The 17,014-nt window shown below is 57.9% G+C and carries 13 protein-coding genes and 1 pseudogene; 9 read left to right on the top strand and 5 right to left on the bottom strand.

Annotated elements, in window-relative coordinates:
- Positions 1-94 precede the first annotated feature (94 nt).
- On the bottom strand, positions 95-484 hold the full coding sequence (locus tag N2605_RS27040; RefSeq protein WP_260343811.1) for a hypothetical protein: 390 nt from the start codon (positions 482-484) through the stop codon (positions 95-97).
- Between the two features lie 599 nt (positions 485-1,083).
- Here N2605_RS27040 and N2605_RS27035 point away from each other — a divergent pair.
- From N2605_RS27035 to N2605_RS27015, 4 genes are all read left to right on the top strand, one after another.
- On the top strand, positions 1,084-1,398 hold the full coding sequence (locus N2605_RS27035; RefSeq protein WP_260343809.1) for a hypothetical protein: 315 nt from the start codon (positions 1,084-1,086) through the stop codon (positions 1,396-1,398).
- A gap of 135 nt (positions 1,399-1,533) precedes the next feature.
- Entirely contained in the window at positions 1,534-1,731 is a 198-nt protein-coding gene (locus N2605_RS27030) for a methyl-accepting chemotaxis protein (protein ID WP_311735332.1), read from the top strand.
- A 1,204-nt stretch (positions 1,732-2,935) separates the two neighbouring features.
- Positions 2,936-3,799: a TauD/TfdA dioxygenase family protein gene (locus N2605_RS27025; protein ID WP_260343807.1), complete on the top strand. Its 864-nt coding sequence runs from the start codon at positions 2,936-2,938 to the stop codon at positions 3,797-3,799.
- Between the two features lie 996 nt (positions 3,800-4,795).
- Positions 4,796-4,945, top strand: a complete 150-nt coding sequence (locus N2605_RS27015) for a hypothetical protein (RefSeq protein ID WP_260347548.1) — start codon at positions 4,796-4,798, stop codon at positions 4,943-4,945.
- A 317-nt stretch (positions 4,946-5,262) separates the two neighbouring features.
- On the opposite strand, the gene N2605_RS27010 is transcribed toward N2605_RS27015, so the two are convergent.
- Positions 5,263-5,739 (bottom strand): Lrp/AsnC family transcriptional regulator, encoded by a 477-nt coding sequence (locus N2605_RS27010; protein WP_260343805.1) that lies wholly within the window; start codon positions 5,737-5,739, stop codon positions 5,263-5,265.
- A 1,048-nt stretch (positions 5,740-6,787) separates the two neighbouring features.
- On the opposite strand from N2605_RS27010, the gene N2605_RS27005 reads away from it, so the two are divergent.
- Both N2605_RS27005 and N2605_RS27000 read left to right on the top strand, forming a co-directional pair.
- Positions 6,788-8,635, top strand: a complete 1,848-nt coding sequence (locus N2605_RS27005) for an ABC transporter ATP-binding protein (protein WP_260343804.1) — start codon at positions 6,788-6,790, stop codon at positions 8,633-8,635.
- A gap of 13 nt (positions 8,636-8,648) precedes the next feature.
- Positions 8,649-10,559 (top strand): annotated as a pseudogene (locus N2605_RS27000) (ABC transporter ATP-binding protein).
- 450 nt (positions 10,560-11,009) lie between these two features.
- On the opposite strand, the gene N2605_RS26995 reads toward N2605_RS27000, so the two are convergent.
- The 3 genes from N2605_RS26995 to N2605_RS26985 all read right to left on the bottom strand — a co-directional run bounded on the left by N2605_RS26995 (position 11,010) and on the right by N2605_RS26985 (position 13,873).
- Positions 11,010-11,450: a hypothetical protein gene (locus tag N2605_RS26995; protein WP_260343803.1), complete on the bottom strand. Its 441-nt coding sequence runs from the start codon at positions 11,448-11,450 to the stop codon at positions 11,010-11,012.
- Positions 11,440-12,399: a winged helix DNA-binding protein gene (locus N2605_RS26990; protein ID WP_260343802.1), complete on the bottom strand. Its 960-nt coding sequence runs from the start codon at positions 12,397-12,399 to the stop codon at positions 11,440-11,442. The genes N2605_RS26995 and N2605_RS26990 overlap by 11 nt, the downstream gene beginning before the upstream one ends.
- Positions 12,400-12,466: 67 nt before the next feature.
- Positions 12,467-13,873 (bottom strand): carbon-nitrogen hydrolase family protein, encoded by a 1,407-nt coding sequence (locus N2605_RS26985; protein ID WP_260343801.1) that lies wholly within the window; start codon positions 13,871-13,873, stop codon positions 12,467-12,469.
- A 206-nt stretch (positions 13,874-14,079) separates the two neighbouring features.
- Here N2605_RS26985 and N2605_RS26980 point away from each other — a divergent pair, with 206 nt between their 5' ends.
- Genes N2605_RS26980 through N2605_RS26970 form a run of 3 tightly spaced genes read left to right on the top strand, consistent with a single transcriptional unit; the run spans position 14,080 to position 17,014 of the window.
- The gene (locus N2605_RS26980) at positions 14,080-15,159 is read left to right on the top strand and encodes a hypothetical protein (protein WP_260343800.1); all 1,080 of its coding nucleotides are present in this window, start codon (positions 14,080-14,082) and stop codon (positions 15,157-15,159) included.
- Positions 15,160-15,164: 5 nt separating this feature from the next.
- Positions 15,165-15,839, top strand: a complete 675-nt coding sequence (locus tag N2605_RS26975) for a M12 family metallopeptidase (protein WP_260343798.1) — start codon at positions 15,165-15,167, stop codon at positions 15,837-15,839.
- A 53-nt stretch (positions 15,840-15,892) separates the two neighbouring features.
- Positions 15,893-17,014 carry a S1 family peptidase gene (locus N2605_RS26970; RefSeq protein ID WP_260343796.1) on the top strand — a complete coding sequence of 374 codons (1,122 nt, stop codon included), beginning with the start codon at positions 15,893-15,895 and terminating at the stop codon, positions 17,012-17,014.

The following is a 17,014-nucleotide window of genomic DNA, read 5'->3' as shown; positions in this document are numbered from 1 at the left end:
GGCCGAGTCAGGGAGGAAACGCCCCGAAGGGCACTGAAAGAAGCGCAGTGAGTGGATGAACTCGCTGGCAACCCCCACCTTGCACGAAACGTCGTCAAATCGCGCAAGGAGACATCGCATACTCGTTTCGTTGAGAGGATTGGCGGCGTTGGCTCGGATAACTTGCAGCTTTTGTGCGCAAATGGCGGTCAGCTTGCAGCAACTTCGATTTTGAAGCCGTCTTCACAAGAATGTTCGAGTTCGCGGGTTGCTCATCGGCGGTACCCTGAACATCGATCTGTGTATTCGCGCGTACGTTTGTTCGAGCTGGCTTCAGGTTTTGGAAATCAATCAAATTAGTCAGCGCCTCGTCACGAGCGGCAGGGAAACATACCGCTCGCGATTCAGCAGGATCGCTGTGCGCATTTTGGCAAGTGCGTAGCAAAACAAACAGACTTGAGGGCAAAATGCGCAAAGTCTCGATCGGATCGTTGGATACCTTCACCGCTTCGCGGCTGCCGTATCGGGCTGCGCGAGCAGCTGGCGCTGCTGGGCATTTCAGGGGTTATTGTCACAGGCGCAATCTGCCCTGTTGCCATGCTCTAGGCTAGCGGGGCGCAACGAGAGTGGAATGGGAGTAACGAATTCAAGCGTCACGTCAGAGCGCTGTCACAAACGTTACTGGAGTCCGGACAAGTTGCCCGCGAATTCGAGCGCAAGCCCAGTGAAGCGTTTGTAAAAACGCATGCGGCGAACAATGAACGCCAGCTCGCGGACTAAGCCCTGTCGAGGAGTTCGTGACTGATTTACACGAGCAGACCCCCGCGCGGCGAGGACAAAGATAGCGACCAGCTCGTGGACTGTGAGGCGGAACTTGAGACGGACGTCGGGCAAGCCAACCTTCCTCCCGAGGTAACCTCGTCAATCCTGATGCTCATCCGCGCCTACAAAGCGGAGTTCCTAGCGGACGTGGCGGTCTTGCAATGCGCTGACCAGATAGCAAGGCGAGCAGCCCCATGATCATGGTTGCTAGCGCAATTATCCAGATGGACTTCCGCCGAATGTGATCAGCATCGGCATCGTCGAGATGCGCAGCTTGGGGACATGGCTGAAGCGATCGAGAAGTTCAAGCTGCGAGCGAGTGAGGAGGCGCGGGCCGATCTCCATGCAATAACCGAACAGGATCGAGCGGCTGCCGATCAGCGCCGGGCCTACAGTTTTCGCCTTATAGCCGAATTCAAGGACGCAATTGGGCCGGTGATTGAAACGGTCTTTTCCGACTCCACGCAGCTCGAAGCGTCCGCGCGAACTCTCACCTGTTCGGCAGATCAAAGCCAGAAGCTCTTCGTCGAGGTGGCCGCCGCTTCGGAAGAGGTCTCCGCGAATGTTCAAAGGTCGCGGTCGCGACAGGCAAAATGACGCCGACGATTGCGGAAGTCCGCTCGCGGATTGGAAGGCATCCAGCACACCAAGCCGTTCGAAACGCGGAACTCAGTTGAGCGGCGGATGGCTAGACTCGCAGCCGCGGAGGAGCGGATTAGGAGTGTGGTCCGATTGATTGCCACGATCGCGCGGCAGACCAATCTTCTAGCGCTGAACGCGACAATCGAAGCAGCGCGCGCAGGTGATGTGGGCGGAGGCTTCGCTATTGTAGCCCAGGAAGCCAAGTGCCTTGCCTCGCAAACCGCCCAAGCAACTGTCGAGATTGGCGATAAGATTGGCGCCGTCCAGGCAGCGAAGCCGGGAGAATAGTAGGTCAGCGTCATCATCTCTCCCAGCTGCGAGATCGCCATGGCTGCGGTCGCCTCAATTGAGAATCGGAAGGCGACCGGGCAGACTGTCGCGCTTAACTTGCAGGAAGCTGCCGCGACTGTCCAGGTGGCCTCAAGCGCGGGCCGTCACGAACCTGGCAAGCGAAACGGGAGCAGCGTCGGTGCAGGTGCTCAAATCAGCTGAGCAATTGTCTGACGATAGCTCTCGGCTAAAGCATCAGCTCGATCACGTCCTCAGCGGGTTTCGAGCGGCCTAGCCTTGCGCACCAGGACAACATCATCTCGCCTCAGCAAGGTATGTTCCAAGCGGTCGCTGCTCTGGCGCTTTGAAGGTGTGAGGCATTCTGCGTAGGCTGCCGCCCGTCCGTTCTCAATCATTGGGCCCCCCACACACGATAAAGCCATCTTACCTGTGGGAATGGAAGCGAACCATTTAGTGGTGGGATCTTGGCCGCGCGGGCGCGGCCTAGTTTTGATCGGCGATGCCGGTGCTCGCAGAAGCCAGCCGGTCATGCCGTTGGCAGGTTCTTCCTTGGGTGATGCTCGCCAGTAAGGCGCAATGAAAGCGCGATTGCTTGCTGCCTCCGACAGCCGGGCTTTGCGATGCCGCCGATGTGCCGCCCACGAGTTAGGCGATGACTTTAGTGTGAGTCACGGTGCGCAATCAAAAGTCGGGTCCCGCAGAAATCCTGCGCATTTTAACTCACAGCGACCGATTCAAGGCGCGACGGCGACATCTCTTGCTAAAAGCGGACGTCGCGATCGCATTGATCATCGACAGGCAGCCTATGCTTTTGTCATGAATTTGTATCAGTCAATCGTTAGCTCAGCTCGGAGGCGAAGATCGTGCTTCAGGCGGTTAGAACCATCAGACGTGAGCATCGTGGGCCGTTCCCCCGATATCGCGACAATCGGCGTTACGCATCCAACAAGAAATTGCATCAACGACTATGTTTGCGAAGGAAACATTGCACCCAGAAAGAAAACGAGTACATTTCATTGACTGAAGGAAGATCACTCTTACGTTTTCAACGTCAGAGCGAAGTCATTATGCCGCAGTATAGTTCGGCAGCGCTGCTCGAAAAGAAACTTATCGATTGGACCAGGAAACGCCAACTCGACGATCGCTCAAGCGACCGGTGATGGAGGTTTTATCGACTGGATCACAGGATGAGGATAGAACGATGCATAATGCGAAAATCGATGACGCGTTCATTCCGCGGGCAAACATTCTTAAGCGCGCCCCTCGGCTGGGTGCCGAGATTGCGAACGTCAGACTTACGGCCGAAATGTCGCAGGACGTTCTCTGCGCCATCCGCCAGCTGGTGCGTGAACATAAAGTGATCTTCTTCCGCGAGCAGCAGCACCTTGACCACGCCGAGCACGAGCGCCTGATAAAAATGCTCCGCAATGTGGGCTCGCGGGCCATCTATCCAGATGACGATTGGCCCGCGAACATCACCCACCATGTCGATCCAGGACTATCTGTTTTACGGTCCGCGGCGATCGCTCCCGGTCGCCGCGAGACGGTCTGGTCGAACATGCGAGCTGCATATCTCGACCTTCCGCTGCCGCTGCGTAAGCTCGTAGACGACCTATGGGCTGTTCATGGTGAGGAGGCCGCGGAAGCGGCGGGCTCAGGAGCTGCCGAGGCAAACACGAAGTCTCCTCATGAAGGGTCCGTTCAAACGAACCCTGAGGTCGACCATCCGGTGGTTAGGAGTCATCCCGAGACGGGTGAGCGCATTCTCGCTCTCCGCAACTTCGGAGGTCGTTTCGTCGGATTGCAGAAGGATACCAGCCGAAAGCTCTTTCATCTACTCCAGTCCTATATTTCGGCGCCGGAAAATGCCGTTCGGTGGAGCTGGAAGCTTGGAGATATAGCGATATGGGACAACCATGCGGCCCAGCACTGTTGGGTCGATGACCGCCAGAAAGATGCAATACGTCATGACAATCTGCCTCGCGAACTATCGCGGAGCGTGAATGGACACGGCCACGCGCAACGTAGTAACCGGCTAAAGCCTGAGGCGGCGAGGGCTGCCTGAATCTCGTTCTGGGAGAAGAGGAAAGCCGAGCCTACAGTACGAGCGAGCGATGCCTGGCGTTAAGATCGCTTGCTGCGTCTGCAATAGACGGAGCCTATTTTGCGCGCCCAGGCCAAAGGCGCGCGTTGCTTTCGTGTTTCTCAATCGGTCATTACGGGCGGCGAGGGCCGCGCCGACGGCGACAGTGGGGATGATGTTTCGCCGCTCCGCCGCCTTGTCCAAATCGGTTCGAATATTCCGGGGCACTTACGACGAGAGGCTTCGGAGCATGACGAGTTAGTACGTCAATCGTTGCTCGGAGAGCGCAAAAAGACTGCCATCTCGGGGCTAAAATCGCCAAGATACAGTTTGCTTTGGCGTGATAATAATTGTCGGAGACTGGCCTAGCGTCCCGACCGCGGCCGTGAGCGCACCTGCAGAAGTCGACCAGGAACGATCAAAGTTCGCGGGTGCGTTGTTGTTGTTCTCAGGGACGGTATAAAGCTTTATCATGTTGACAGGGGTCTGCCATGACGTTGCGCTACGTAGGTACCAAGCGAGAAGGGGTGGGCGTTGGGTCTGACGCTTCGTTTGCCACTGCTAACGGCGGCTCTGTGACGCCGGACAATTCTTCATCGGAAATGACAGGATTGGTAAACAGGTCTGATCCAACGGATGTGTCGCGAGAGGACATAAGCGCAGATGGCCAAGCCCCTGCTCGATTAGTCCTCGTGAATACATCGCCTAAGTCAGACGGCGGCGTCTGACCCGTGAGTCCGAGCGCGTAGGCTCGGCCGGAGAGCGCTTGGATGCTTGAACGCACTTCTGTGTGCCGTCCTTGAAAAAGTCTGCGAACATATTTCCAATCATGATGTGGGAGCGCGCGCTCACGTCGCCTCAAAGATGTTGGAGGCCGCTGCTCGAGGCGAGACGTCGCGCGAACGCCTCAAGGAAATCGGACGTGAAGCTCTCACCGACGCGCCAACCATGTGACTCCATTCGCAAAAGGTGTGGGGTGTGAATTTCCAGGTCACCGTTCTGAAGATCCTGATAAGCTATCCGGACGGCTTCGCGGTGATGGCTGATCTCAAATTACCAATGGACCTGACTGGATCGATGCGCAGCACGCCGATTTCAAGCGGATGGCGGATCAGATCGTGGTTCTGACCACAAAGCTTGTGTCGTTGCAGCATCGAACCGTTGCCTTGACGTGCCCCGGCTCTGCCGCGCACCTCACTCAGTTTTGAGACCGGCGAAGAGAGTATTCCAGCCTTTTAAACCCGCAGGGCCGATTTCACTTGGAGGCACACCGCTCCCCCCGAGCAAGACTCCGACCAGCGTTGACAAAAAGCAATGGCTTTGGCGGGGTCGCTTCAGCAATCTGCGTTCGTCTTGCGGGCCTCGATCATGTTTGGCTGACGATTTCGGGCGTCATAGCGCGCGCAAAGGTAAAATAACGATCCCCGGTGAACCTCAACCAGCGATCAATCCTCCGCCGGAGACTCGATCGGTACGGCAAATCCGGCCTTTATGCGATCCAACACGACCATCGTCTTAAATCCCTTTATGTCAGGGTTCACGTAAAAAAACTTTCGGGTGAATTCCTCATAATCCTCCATGGTCCGAGCTGTAACGTATAGGACAAAGTCGGCATCGCCGGTGACATAGAAGCCGTTGACGACTTCGACTGACGATTTAACGGCCTTCTTGAATTTGTCGATTATGTCTGCGCGCTCGCGCTCCAGGCTCACAAGCACAAGCATTTGAATAGGTCTGCCTACTGCCTTCGGCGAAACGATTGAGATATCCGCCTCGATGATGCCTTCAGAACGGAGCCGCTTTAGTCGCCGTTGACACGCGGTCGCTGAAAGTCCAGCCAATTCGCCGACCTCCTCCGAAGTTACTCGGTGGTTTTTTTGGACGATCTCAAGGATTCGGGCATCGATCCGATCGTACTGCATAATCGGGCCCCAACCTTGAGGTGAATCTCACCGGTAAACGGCTTCGCGCCGCAGGAAATCCTCAAGAGGCTAGCGCAGGTTCCGTGTTATTTTCAACCAACGAGCAGGGGCGACCCCGCGGGAGCGATGTCAAGGTAACATAACACCGCTAGGCCGCTGCTTAGAGCACGTTGTTTTGACCGGAGTAGGCGGCGTCTCGAGTAGGCTCGCGAACGCGCCGCAAGCAAATTTGCTCGATACCGGCGCTGGAAGTCGTTCGCGGGAGATCTCGGTAGGTTTCGCGGTTGTTGCCCAAGCACGTGAAGACACTTGCAACATAAGCCGCTCAAGCGCTCTTGCGACAACGAGCGAGTTCGTTGGCCGGTGATAAGTTCCGTGGAGGCCCTCCGCTTAGATGGGTGCCGTCGATCGCATTCCCGAAATTGCCAAGACCGGCTCACCTCCATCTGAGAGCAAGAGACAAGAGCAGGACCATCGCACTTATGCAGGGAGCCGCGGCCAAGAGGAGAGACAGCGGAAGCGGACGAAATCGGTTTGGGCTACGCCCCACCTCGATCGAAGGATCGTGGCGAAACTGACGGAACCTCCAAGGTATGGCCACGCACGACTCCAGCTGTCCCGTCAATGAAAGAAACAGTTTCGAGCGCACCCTTACCAATCGCCAGTGACGACGAGCTTGCCAGCTCCGAGATGTGTTGTCCTGCAAAGCGATCTCGCAGTCGCGCCGAGTTGCCTTATGCGTCTGCTTCGCGTGACCATGCAAACTTGGCCCCCCGTTCTGGTTGGAATTGATCTCTCCGATCTATCGCGCTCTGGAGCTTACCTGGCGCTAGGGCGCTATATGGCGAATGTGATCGCCGAATTTCTGCGCTCCGCACGGGAAATCAACCGAATCGAGCTTAGCGGAACTGCAATACTGGCTCCGTAAATCCGTCACACGGGTTAAGTCGAATCCGTGTAGCCTTTGCCAATGCTCAGTAGGCGCGTTTGATCTTGAGTGGCTTGGCTCACCGCCCTGAGGGCACAAAGAATAAGTCTGGAACATACCTTGAGCAGCGATGCCATTGATGGTGCGACGGACATTGGGCAATCGCTCGCGCACGTAAAAGCGGCGAGCTGGGGCCGTGGTCTAAGCACATTGCTACGCGTGACACGCATGAACTTGCGGCACCCGTGGCAAGTCTCCTTGGCGATTGGCTCGACCGTCATTGCGACAACCTTGCAACTGCTCATTCCCCAGCTGCTCGGTAACGCCGTCGATCAATCCCAAGCCGCTGTGGGCGGCGGTGCTACAGGGGCTGCCGCGGGGCACGCTCTCTGGATTTCCGCAACCCTTCTGCTATTCGTCAGCGTGCTGCGCGGCCTCTTCACAATGATGCAGAACTATTTCTCCGAGGCAGTCGGCCATCACCTCGCCTACGAACTGCGCCTTGCATGCTACGAAAAAATCCAGCGCCTCAGCTTCTCCTTCCACGATCAAGTGCACTCGGGCGATCTGATCACCATCGGCATGCTCGACCTCGATGGTGTGCGGATGTACTTCTCGACAGCACTGGTCCGTGCAGTGCTCCTCACGATGCTGATCGGCATCGGGGCTTATATGCTGATCTCCACTGATCTGGTGCTCGGTCTTCTGGCGCTCAGCTTCGTGCCTTTTGTCGGCTGGCGCTCGTCCGTCACCCAGCTCCGGCTGCGCGGAACCTGGCTGGAACTACAGGAGCGGCTTTCGGTCCTCTCCCGCGTGATGGAGGAAAATCTCGGCGGCATCCGCGTTGTGCGCGCCTTTGCGAGCCAAGCTTACGAAATGCTCAAATTCGATCGCGCCTCCAGGAATGCGCTGGAACTTGCGCATCAGCGCATAGGCATTCGCGTGCGCAGCACCTCAGCCATGACCTTCTCGTTCTTTATTGCCATGGGATTGGTGCTGCTTGTCGGAGGAGGCAAGTTGATTGCCGGCGAGATCAGCGTGGGCAGGCTCACCACCTTTCTGACGTTCATGACGATCCTGCAGATGCCCGTCCGCCAGATCGGGCTAATGGTCAATGCGTTTGCACGCGCCTCCACATGCGGGGCGCGTCTTTTCGATCTCCTCGACGTCGAGCCCGCCGTTAAGGATGCGCCGGATGCACGGCCGCTGACGATTACCGAGGGCACGCTCCGCTTCGAGAACGTTTCGTTCGTTTACGCTGCGGCCGGGCGCTGGCCGATCCTAAAGAATGTGAGCTTCGAGGCGCGCAAGGGCGAGACCGTGGGCATCGTCGGCCCACCCGGCTCGGGCAAATCGACGATCGCGCATCTCATTCCGCGCTTCTACGATGTTACGGGCGGACGGATCACGCTCGACGGACAGGACATCCGCAAGATCACTCTGACCTCCTTGCGCAGACGCGTGGCGGTGGTGCAGCAGGATGCCTTCCTCTTCACCACCACCATCGAGAATAACATCGCATATGGCGACCCCTGGGCCAAGGAACAGCGGATCGAGCGGGCAAGCGAGTCGGCACAGCTCCATAATTACGTGCTCGGCCTGCCTACCGCTTACAAGACTGTGGTTGGCGAGCGCGGCGTATCGCTTTCGGGCGGCCAGCGCCAGCGGCTCGCGATCGCTCGCACCATGATGCTCAGGCCTTCGGTGATTGTCTTCGACGATTCCACGGCGGCGATCGATGCGGCGACCGAGCTACGCATCCGCTCTGCCATGCAGCGCTTCGCCAAGAATCGCGTGACGATCGTCATCGCCCACCGGCTGAGCTCGTTAATGCACGCCGACCAGATCCTCTTCATTGAGAACGGCGAGATCGTCGAGCGTGGCACGCATCACGAGCTTCTCGCCAAGGGTGGCCGCTACAACGCGCTCTATGAGCTTCGGGTGCGTCCTGGCGAAACGAGATTCTGAAGGACCGGCGCTCATGATCCAGCGGCGTGCAGGCGAGATCGAGGCCGACCGCAACGACGTGCTCGACAACGGAGGCCGTCCGCCCCGCGCTGTCGCCGGCTCGCAGCGCCTCGAAGAGAGATGTTCGGCCGCGCTTTCGACAAGGACATCCTCAAGCGTATCTGGGCGTTCGTTCGGCCCTACCGTCCGAAGGTGGCTGTCTCGGTCGCCGCGGTGCTGATCTTCACCGGGACCCAGCTCCTGATCCCGCTGATTATCCGCGACGCGATCGACTATGGCATGCGCCCGGGTGGCGGGGACCGCGCAGCGCTGACGTGGGCGGTAGCCGAGTTTGCGGCGGCGATCCTTATCAATTATGCGGCGAGCTACACCCAGGAGACTGTCGTCGGCCAAATAGCCGAGAACGTGCTCTTCGACATACGCCGCGCCATGTTCGGCCACCTACAGAGGGTTTCGCTATCCTTCATGGACAAGACGGAGGTGGGGCGGCTGATGTCGCGCCTCCAGGGCGACGTCAATTCCATGCAGGAATTCCTTGAAACTTGCGTGCTTTCGGTCGGCGATATCGCGCTGCTCTTCGGCATCGTCATCGTCATGCTGTGGCTCGATGTCCGCCTCGGCCTTTTGACACTCGCGGTGCTGCCAGTACTCCTCATCGTCCGCATCTTTTGGCTGCCGCGGGCCCGAGACGCATTTATGGCCGCCCACGAAACCAATTCGGTCGCCAATGGTGCGCTGGCTGAAGCCATCCACGGTGTACGGGCGGTTCAGTCCATGGACCGCCAGCGGGTCAACTTCATGCTCTACGACGACAAGGCGCGCACTAACCTGGAGAGGCATCTGAGGGCCGCCAAATATGCTCAGGTGATGGTGCCGATCGTCGACAGCCTAACCGGCCTTGCCATGGCCGTCGTCATCGTTGTCGGCGGTTCCATGGTCTTGAACGGGCGGCTCGATGTCGGGGTGGTAGTTGCCTTCCTGTTCTACATCCAGCGCTTCTTCGACCCGATCCGCGCTGACTCTACAGTATTCGGTCATGCAGCGCGCCATGGCCTCCGGCAAGCGGCTCACCGACGTGCTGGACGTCAAGATAGACGTTAACGACAAATCGGACGCCAAGGTGCTTTCGCCGGACATGGACTGCTCGGTAGAGTTCAGGAACGTTACTTTCGGCTACAATTCAAAGTACCCCGTGCTGAAGAAGGTCTCCTTCCGGGTCAATTCCGGCGAGACCGTTGCGCTTGTCGGCCCCACCGGCTCGGGCAAGTCTTCCGCCATGGCGCTCGTCCACCGCTTTTACGACGTGCAGGAAGGTCAGGTGCTGGTCGGCGGACAGGACGTGCGAGACTTGACACAGGGATCGCTGGGCCGACAGGTCTCGATGGTACTGCAGGAACCTTTCCTCTTCACCGGCACGGTCTTTGAGAACATCCGTTACCACAAGACTGAAGCCACGCGTGAAGAGGTGATCGAAGCCGCCAAGGCAGTCGGCGCGCATGACTTCATCATGAGACTTTCCGGAGGGTATGAAGCCCAGCTTGGCGAACGCGGCGGCAATCTTTCTCTGGGCCAACGGCAGCTGATCAGCTTCGCTCGCGCCCTCGTCGCGGATGCCAAGATCCTTATCCTCGACGAGGCCACTGCCAATATCGACAGCTACACCGAGATGTTGATCCAAAAGGCGCTGATCAGGCTACTGGAGGGGCGGACGGGCCTCGTCATCGCTCACCGGCTCGCCACGATCCGCGGAGCGGACCGCATTATCGTGCTCCAGTCTGGGCAGATGATTGAGAGTGGCAACCACGACCAACTGATGGCCGCAGGCGGTCTCTATTCCAAACTCTACAACCTGAACTACGCCTCTTTCGACGATATTCCAAGGGAGGAGCTTGAAGGCTCGGTACCGAGCGATTCGCAAACTTGAGATCCGACTTTGGTTCACTTTCCCTACTGGTGACGCCTGACGAGACGATGAGCCTCGCTCGGATCGAGCCTGACAATTCCAGCGCCCAGCCGCGGCCCTCGCATGCCTGCGTCGAGATACGCCATCCGGTTATGGCGGATTCTTTGAGGACGCGAGGCAGTTAGACTAGGGATCTCCACCGCGCCACTCCGCCCCGTGAAGGCGCGTCATCTCGTGATGAGCGCGTTTGATGAAGGCGCGCTCGAGCCAAGGGCCAGCACCGAGTGATGCGGCGAGTGCGAAGATGCAGCCGAAAAAGCTATTCACCAGATCTCCGGTAGCGCCGCCGGCAGCGACGGCGAGGAAAGTTCTTACTGGGGACGGTCGCACGGGCGGCGAAGACTCTCGTCCATTTTTCTCGCCATACTCTCGACCGAAGACCGCTCGAAAACGCAAGGGCTTTTTAGAGTCTCAGCCAATCCCTTCCAACTCTGCCAGGCATTTTTCGATGTTGTCCTTGGCTTCGTCCAGAAGCCTTTTCGTTTCTTCCAAACGCTTGAAATCGGGCTTCACCGGTCCGCCACTCACCGCACTCAGGTGACGGCAAATGGTCGTGAGATCGTTGGTTATGTCCTCAAGAACGAAAGCTACGTTTTCGAGCGGCACCAGCTCTGAAAAGAAGGTCTTCGATACAGCGTCGTCCTGGCCGGTCGGGCCGTCGAACTTCACCTCCACCAGGGGGACCAGGACATCGCGATCGTCACGAGCAGCTTTGCCCATACTCATGATCAGCGAGCTGAAGGTCGTTGAGATATATGTCAGTCGATCGACGAGAGCACTTCCATACAGCACCACAGAGCCGGGATCGCCCGCCTCATCCGCTTTCAAGGCATTGAGATCCTCATTCGACATGGTCATCCTCTTCGTACAGATGCAGCGCCCCTACGGGGAATGAGGCGGGTTTGGGACTGCTTGCCGCCTCGATGGCGTAAGAGCCGTGGGCTTCGGTCTTTTTTGTCTGGACGACGGTGACGGAAAAACCTTGGTATGAATTCTTAGTCCTCACCTTCATGTATTCGGGCGCTGCAGGTGCGGGTCCTTGAAAATGAAGCAGATAGTCTTCCATGGCGCGACGGAAGCCACTATCTCCGGCACTGAGCAGCCCAGCCGTATGGGGGGCGTGTCCAGAGTTCTGTATCGCCAGGTCAAAGGAGCGAAGAACCGCATCCACATTTGCCACCAGATAGTGAGGGTGAGCGGCTCCAGCTGGCGAGCATTTATCTCCCAGCACTGTGGGCACTTGGCTGCGCCTCTTCCCTTCGCGCTTTTCCAGCTCAAGCAAACCTTCGCGCGTCACAGCGAAATGAGCGAATTTTCCCTGTGCCGTTCGTTCCACAAATCGCGCGTTTATCATCAGCCGTAAAATACGGCTCAGATTGGCGTCTCTGAGTTCTAACTTCTTAGCGATCGCTGCCTTCTCCATCTGACGCGAGGGTGCGTCGCGGAGCAGTCGAAGGATTGCGACCACGTGCTGACGGTGCATGACCTCGCCTGGACGCACGAGCTTGGAGGTGTTGATCGACATTTGCAGAAGATCGTAGAATGCTCGGAACCGCTCCGCGTAGGCAGCATTCCTCGGCCCGAGCGTTGCGCTCGTCCGTCGCAGGATGTCGAACCACTCTCGCAGCTCTGGATCACGCCGGCGGCTCTCGAGCGCGTTCCAAATCCACGCGCCGAGGGTGGCGTAGAGCCGCTCCAGAGTTTTTTCGGATCCCTCTTTGAGCAATTCCGAAATGAGCCGCCTGGCCTCTCTGGCCGTTGCTTCGCCCGTCTCTATCTTTTCTAAGGCTACGTCAGGCATGGGCTAGACCTACATCACAACCGTTAACAACGTTTTACAACGCTTTACTCTGATTTTAGCCCCGAATCTAGGTGTCAAGAGCCCAATTGTAGGCAGTCCAAACGGTTTTTTGACCCAGCTGAAGGGCTGGAACCAAGTTGGGTTCTTTCAGGAGAGGTAAAATGGTACCTAGTCTTCCGTCGCTGAAGGCCGTGTGCGTGGGATGTTGCACCACGAAAGTTCGGGTGCCGAACCGCACCTCGACTTGGGCTGCCGTGGTCTGGTGGCCTTGCATGGTGCGGTCGTTTCCCATTGAGGGCACCAGCATCACATCGACATCGAGGTCGATGAATGGCGTCTCGCACACGTCGCAAAAATCAAGGCAAATGGCGACTCCGATTAACGCACCCTCGGTGGCAAGGACACATATGCGATCGCCAGCGATGATGTTTTCCGTGCCCCAATCATCGTCCGCGTAAGGGGCGATCTTGTCGTACGTCAGGCGCTCCTCACCATACCCGTCATAGATCCGGGCCCGGTTCACGATCCCATGGTCGCCTGCTTCGTGCCAAGTCCCGGGAATCAGAATTTCGGGCGGTTCGAGCTCATCAGCGACGTCACGTTCGCGGATAAGTTTGATGATTCTCTCCCGCAAATCCGGGGGAACGGTCAGCTCAGGCCAGACGACCGCGATGCAATTTTCTCGCAGTGCCTGGCCGATCTGCACCGCAATCGCTTCTCCTGCAGAAGGCGCCTCTATGCTGGCGACCGTGAAGCGCTTATCGTCTTCCACCGAAATGAATTCGGGATTGAGCTTCAGCGCCTTGAATAGGCAAGCTCCCATCTTCCACTTGCTCGCATTCCTCGCTGCACTATGCAAAGTCCGGGTATCGACCACGTGGACGGGGTAGCCCTGTATCAGTGTAGGTAATATCCGGTGAAAGAGCGTGCCTCGCTTTGAGTAAGCTTGCCCCCGTCGGGCAGGGCGCAATGCGCTGACGCCCTGCCGCGGAATGAACCAGCATCCGAGCTGCTCGAAGTGCCACTCACTTGGCGCCATCGGCCAGTGAGAGCGCCGCTCGGCAAGCACCCGATCGATTTCCCGTATGAGGCCGCCCATCCTCAAGGCTGCCAATTCGGGCGTCTCTTCTGATAGCGACCACGAAAGGTGGCCGTCTCCTATCGAGTCGGTGAAGGTTTCCCGCGCCTTCTCGATCCGCCTTTCCGTCAGATTTCGATAGGCCTTGTGGATGCTGCCGGGAGCACTGCGAAACAGTGCGTCAAGATCAACCAGAGCTTTCCTGAGCTCGTCCCGACTGGCATTCGTAATCGCCTCGTGCCCGCGAGCAAGCCCTTGGGCTGCCTTTTTCCAAACATCAAAGGCCTCTCTGTCAGTTCGGTTGTTGACGGGCTGGGGCAAATCTTCGTCCAAATCATGCAAGCAATATGTTTCTTCGATAGGCGCGTGCGGATCTGTTTGCAATCGGCTCGACACGTTGCTCACACCTCTTGGTGTCAATGCTGCTTGTTGTTCAGCCTGGCCTTCAATGACGCGGTCGCCGCGCGCGGAAAATCTGCGCCAGCAGGGCCGGGGACAACGAAAAGCTGCAATGTGCTCACGATGCTATTGACGAACCGATGCGACTGTTTATCAATCTGCGCGGGAGATCTGCGCGCTCAGCGACGCGGACGGGGGCGATCATGTGGAAATTCAGCCGCGCCGCGGCATGCGCTGGCATCTGCCTTGCCATGGGTGGATGCACGAGCCTTTACTACATTCATGATCCGCAGACCGGCGTGATCACAGCCGGTGAGCTGCCGTATTTTCTCAAGCCAATCAGGTGTGAGGTCGTGACCTTCTACCAGATCGAGCGCGAGAGGCGGAAGGAATACCTGAAAATCTACAAAACCCGGCCTGAAGAAGCGTTCGACAAGTCCGCTCATTTTGACATCGACCCCTTTCTCTATGGCACCTTCTTCCTGGAGTTGAAGGTGACCGATCCGGGCGGACTCGGATCCGGTACAGCATTCGACTACAAGCGGATTTTCAATGCGACAAGCAACGACGTTACTCATGTCGGTTCCACCGCTTCGGCTCAGGACACTTATGACCTGATCTGGTCATTCCTCATGAAGCAGAATGTCCAGCTTGCGTCCGATAACACTCCGGCCTCGGCCGGTTCGGCGACCTATGAACGTGGTTGCTATCGTGGAACGCCTATTGATCTGCCAGAGCTCGAGGCTCTCGCCGAGAACAAATTACCGGAGCGGGTCGCCTACAAGCGCATCATTGTCGATGCTTCAAACCCATTCGCGACGTGGTTGCGGGACAACGCTGTTCTCATCTCCGCTAACAATCTGACGCCCGCCATGCCGTCAGAGAGCGCGGAGCCTGCGCAAATGACCTACACCTTCTCGGTTCAGGTAACCGGCGGCGTCGAGGCAAAGTACTTCCTCACCTCGGTGCGTGGACCCCCGCTGCAGTCCAGGCTTCTGCCTCCGCGCAGCAGTTCAGCAATCTTGGGATTTAGATCAATGGTCCGAATGCGGTTCTCGCTAATTGAGCCAAGTCCGGCTCGGCTGGTTGTGCGGCAAAAACGCCGCCGCTCGGATCAAAGGACAACCCCATTTATACGGCGCCCTCGTCGGGCGGGGAGAAGTCGCAGGACTTCCCCAAGGGAGCGGGAGCTGGCGGTCGCCGTGCCGGAGGCGGACCTCGGACCAATGGTTTTATTGTGGCGCCGGTGCCCGTTTCCCGCCGAGCCCAACCCTACGCAGTAGGAAGCATGCTTCGCCTCTGGGTGCCCAGATTGATATTGCTGCTCGCGCTCTCGTTCTCTTTGAGCGCGAATGCTCAGCCTGCGCTTCCTTCGGGCGTGTCCGAAATGGAGTTGTACGGCACGGTCATTCGCGGCTCAAAATGGGACATCAAGGAAATCCCAGTCTGCTGGGAAAACCTCAAGGCGCAGGACAGCAAATATGCCGACCTCGTTCGGAAAGCCGTTGCCGAGACTTGGGAGACGGCAGCGAAAGGGGGCGTCCGGTTTTCGAAGAATTGGCCCGCCTGCACAGACGGTGCGCCTGGCGTTCACGTGCGGATAGCCGACGAGGGTGCTCACACGGACCTTGTCGGAAAATACCTCGACGGCAAGTCCTCAGGCATGACTCTCAATTTCAGTTTCAATCATTGGAGCAAAGGCTGCCAGGACAAACGAGAATTCTGCATTCGCGCGATCGCGGTCCATGAATTCGGACACGCGCTCGGCTTCACGCATGAGCAGAATCGTGATGATGCTCCGGAGCAATGTCGCAACGAAAAAGCGTCCGGCTCAGTCGGCGATTACAAAGTCACCAAATACGATCCCGATTCAATAATGAACTACTGTAATTCAGCATGGAACGGAAACGGACAATTAAGCCCACTCGATATCGCCGCTGTCAGGACGTTCTATCCGTCCTGACATTTTGCGCCCTTACCCTGATGTGCGCGCCGGCGCGAGCGGACCGTGCGGCGGTGCAGATTGCCGCGCGCTACAACGTCAGGACGGTTCACGTCCAGTTCGTTGGCCTGATGTTCAACGGCAAGCAAGAAGTCGGTGGCGGCTCCGGGCTACTGATCGGCGACAGCCTCGTGCTGACCAACAGCCACGTGATCGGACGCGAGGAGAACTACAAGACCCTCGAGGTTGATGCCCGGCTCGGGTCGCGCAATGCAAATCCGATAAAAGTCACTGCCGTGCATCGCGACGATACCCGAGATCTGGCCCTCCTCGAGTTGGCACAGCCCGCGGGAAACAGCGGGGGAGCCTCGCGGTGTCCGATGCCTGTGATCGACCACAATCAGCAAGCCCCGATGGGAACCCAGCTATATCTGCTCGGCTATCCTCTCGATCTGGATCTCAGCATATCGAGCGGCCTGATCAGCAACCAAACGAGCCCCAATGGCCGATGGCAGACCGATACGGTGATGAACGTCGGCAACAGTGGCGGGCCGGCTTTCAATGAGTTCGGTGCACTGCTTGGGATCGCGGTCGGCGGTATCGTCAAGTGGAATGAGGCACAGGTTTCGGGTGTCAACTTCATCATCCCCGCGACCCTGATTACTGCAAGCCCACTCTACAACATGATCGCCGCCATTCCCCAGCCCTCCGTTTGCTGGACGAAATGGGTCGACACAACGATCTCGTTTGAGAACTGGAGCAAGCTGAACTCCACGCATGTGCAGACACAGGCCAATGCCGGCGTGAAGATTCCCGAAATTCTGGCCGGAGCAATCCACACTCTTGTGCCCGAAGACCGCCGCCTCATCGTGAACGTGCCGGTATCGCAGCTCGTCGAGCCGAAGCAGATCGATCGCTCCTATACCGTTGACAAAACCAAGAACGATCACCCGGTCGTGTTTGCCGAGCACTCGGCGGACTATACCGAAAACTTCCCTGCTGAATCCGGCTACCGCATCACAGGATGCAAATGGCATGTCGAGACGGCAAATGGTGCAAGCAATATCGCTTGCGCCATTAACGACGGCGGAGCGCAGGCACGCTTCACCTATAAGCTCACCAGCGGGCCCGCTGTGGACAGGTACCGCGGATGGCTCGGGGCTACGGTCAACGTGTCTCAGGTTCTTGCGAAGTAG

The organism is Bradyrhizobium yuanmingense (assembly GCF_025200905.1).
GTDB classification, from domain to species: domain Bacteria; phylum Pseudomonadota; class Alphaproteobacteria; order Rhizobiales; family Xanthobacteraceae; genus Bradyrhizobium; species Bradyrhizobium yuanmingense.
Note: the sequence above shows the minus strand (reverse complement) of the source record. Positions and strands in the feature narration are given on the sequence as shown.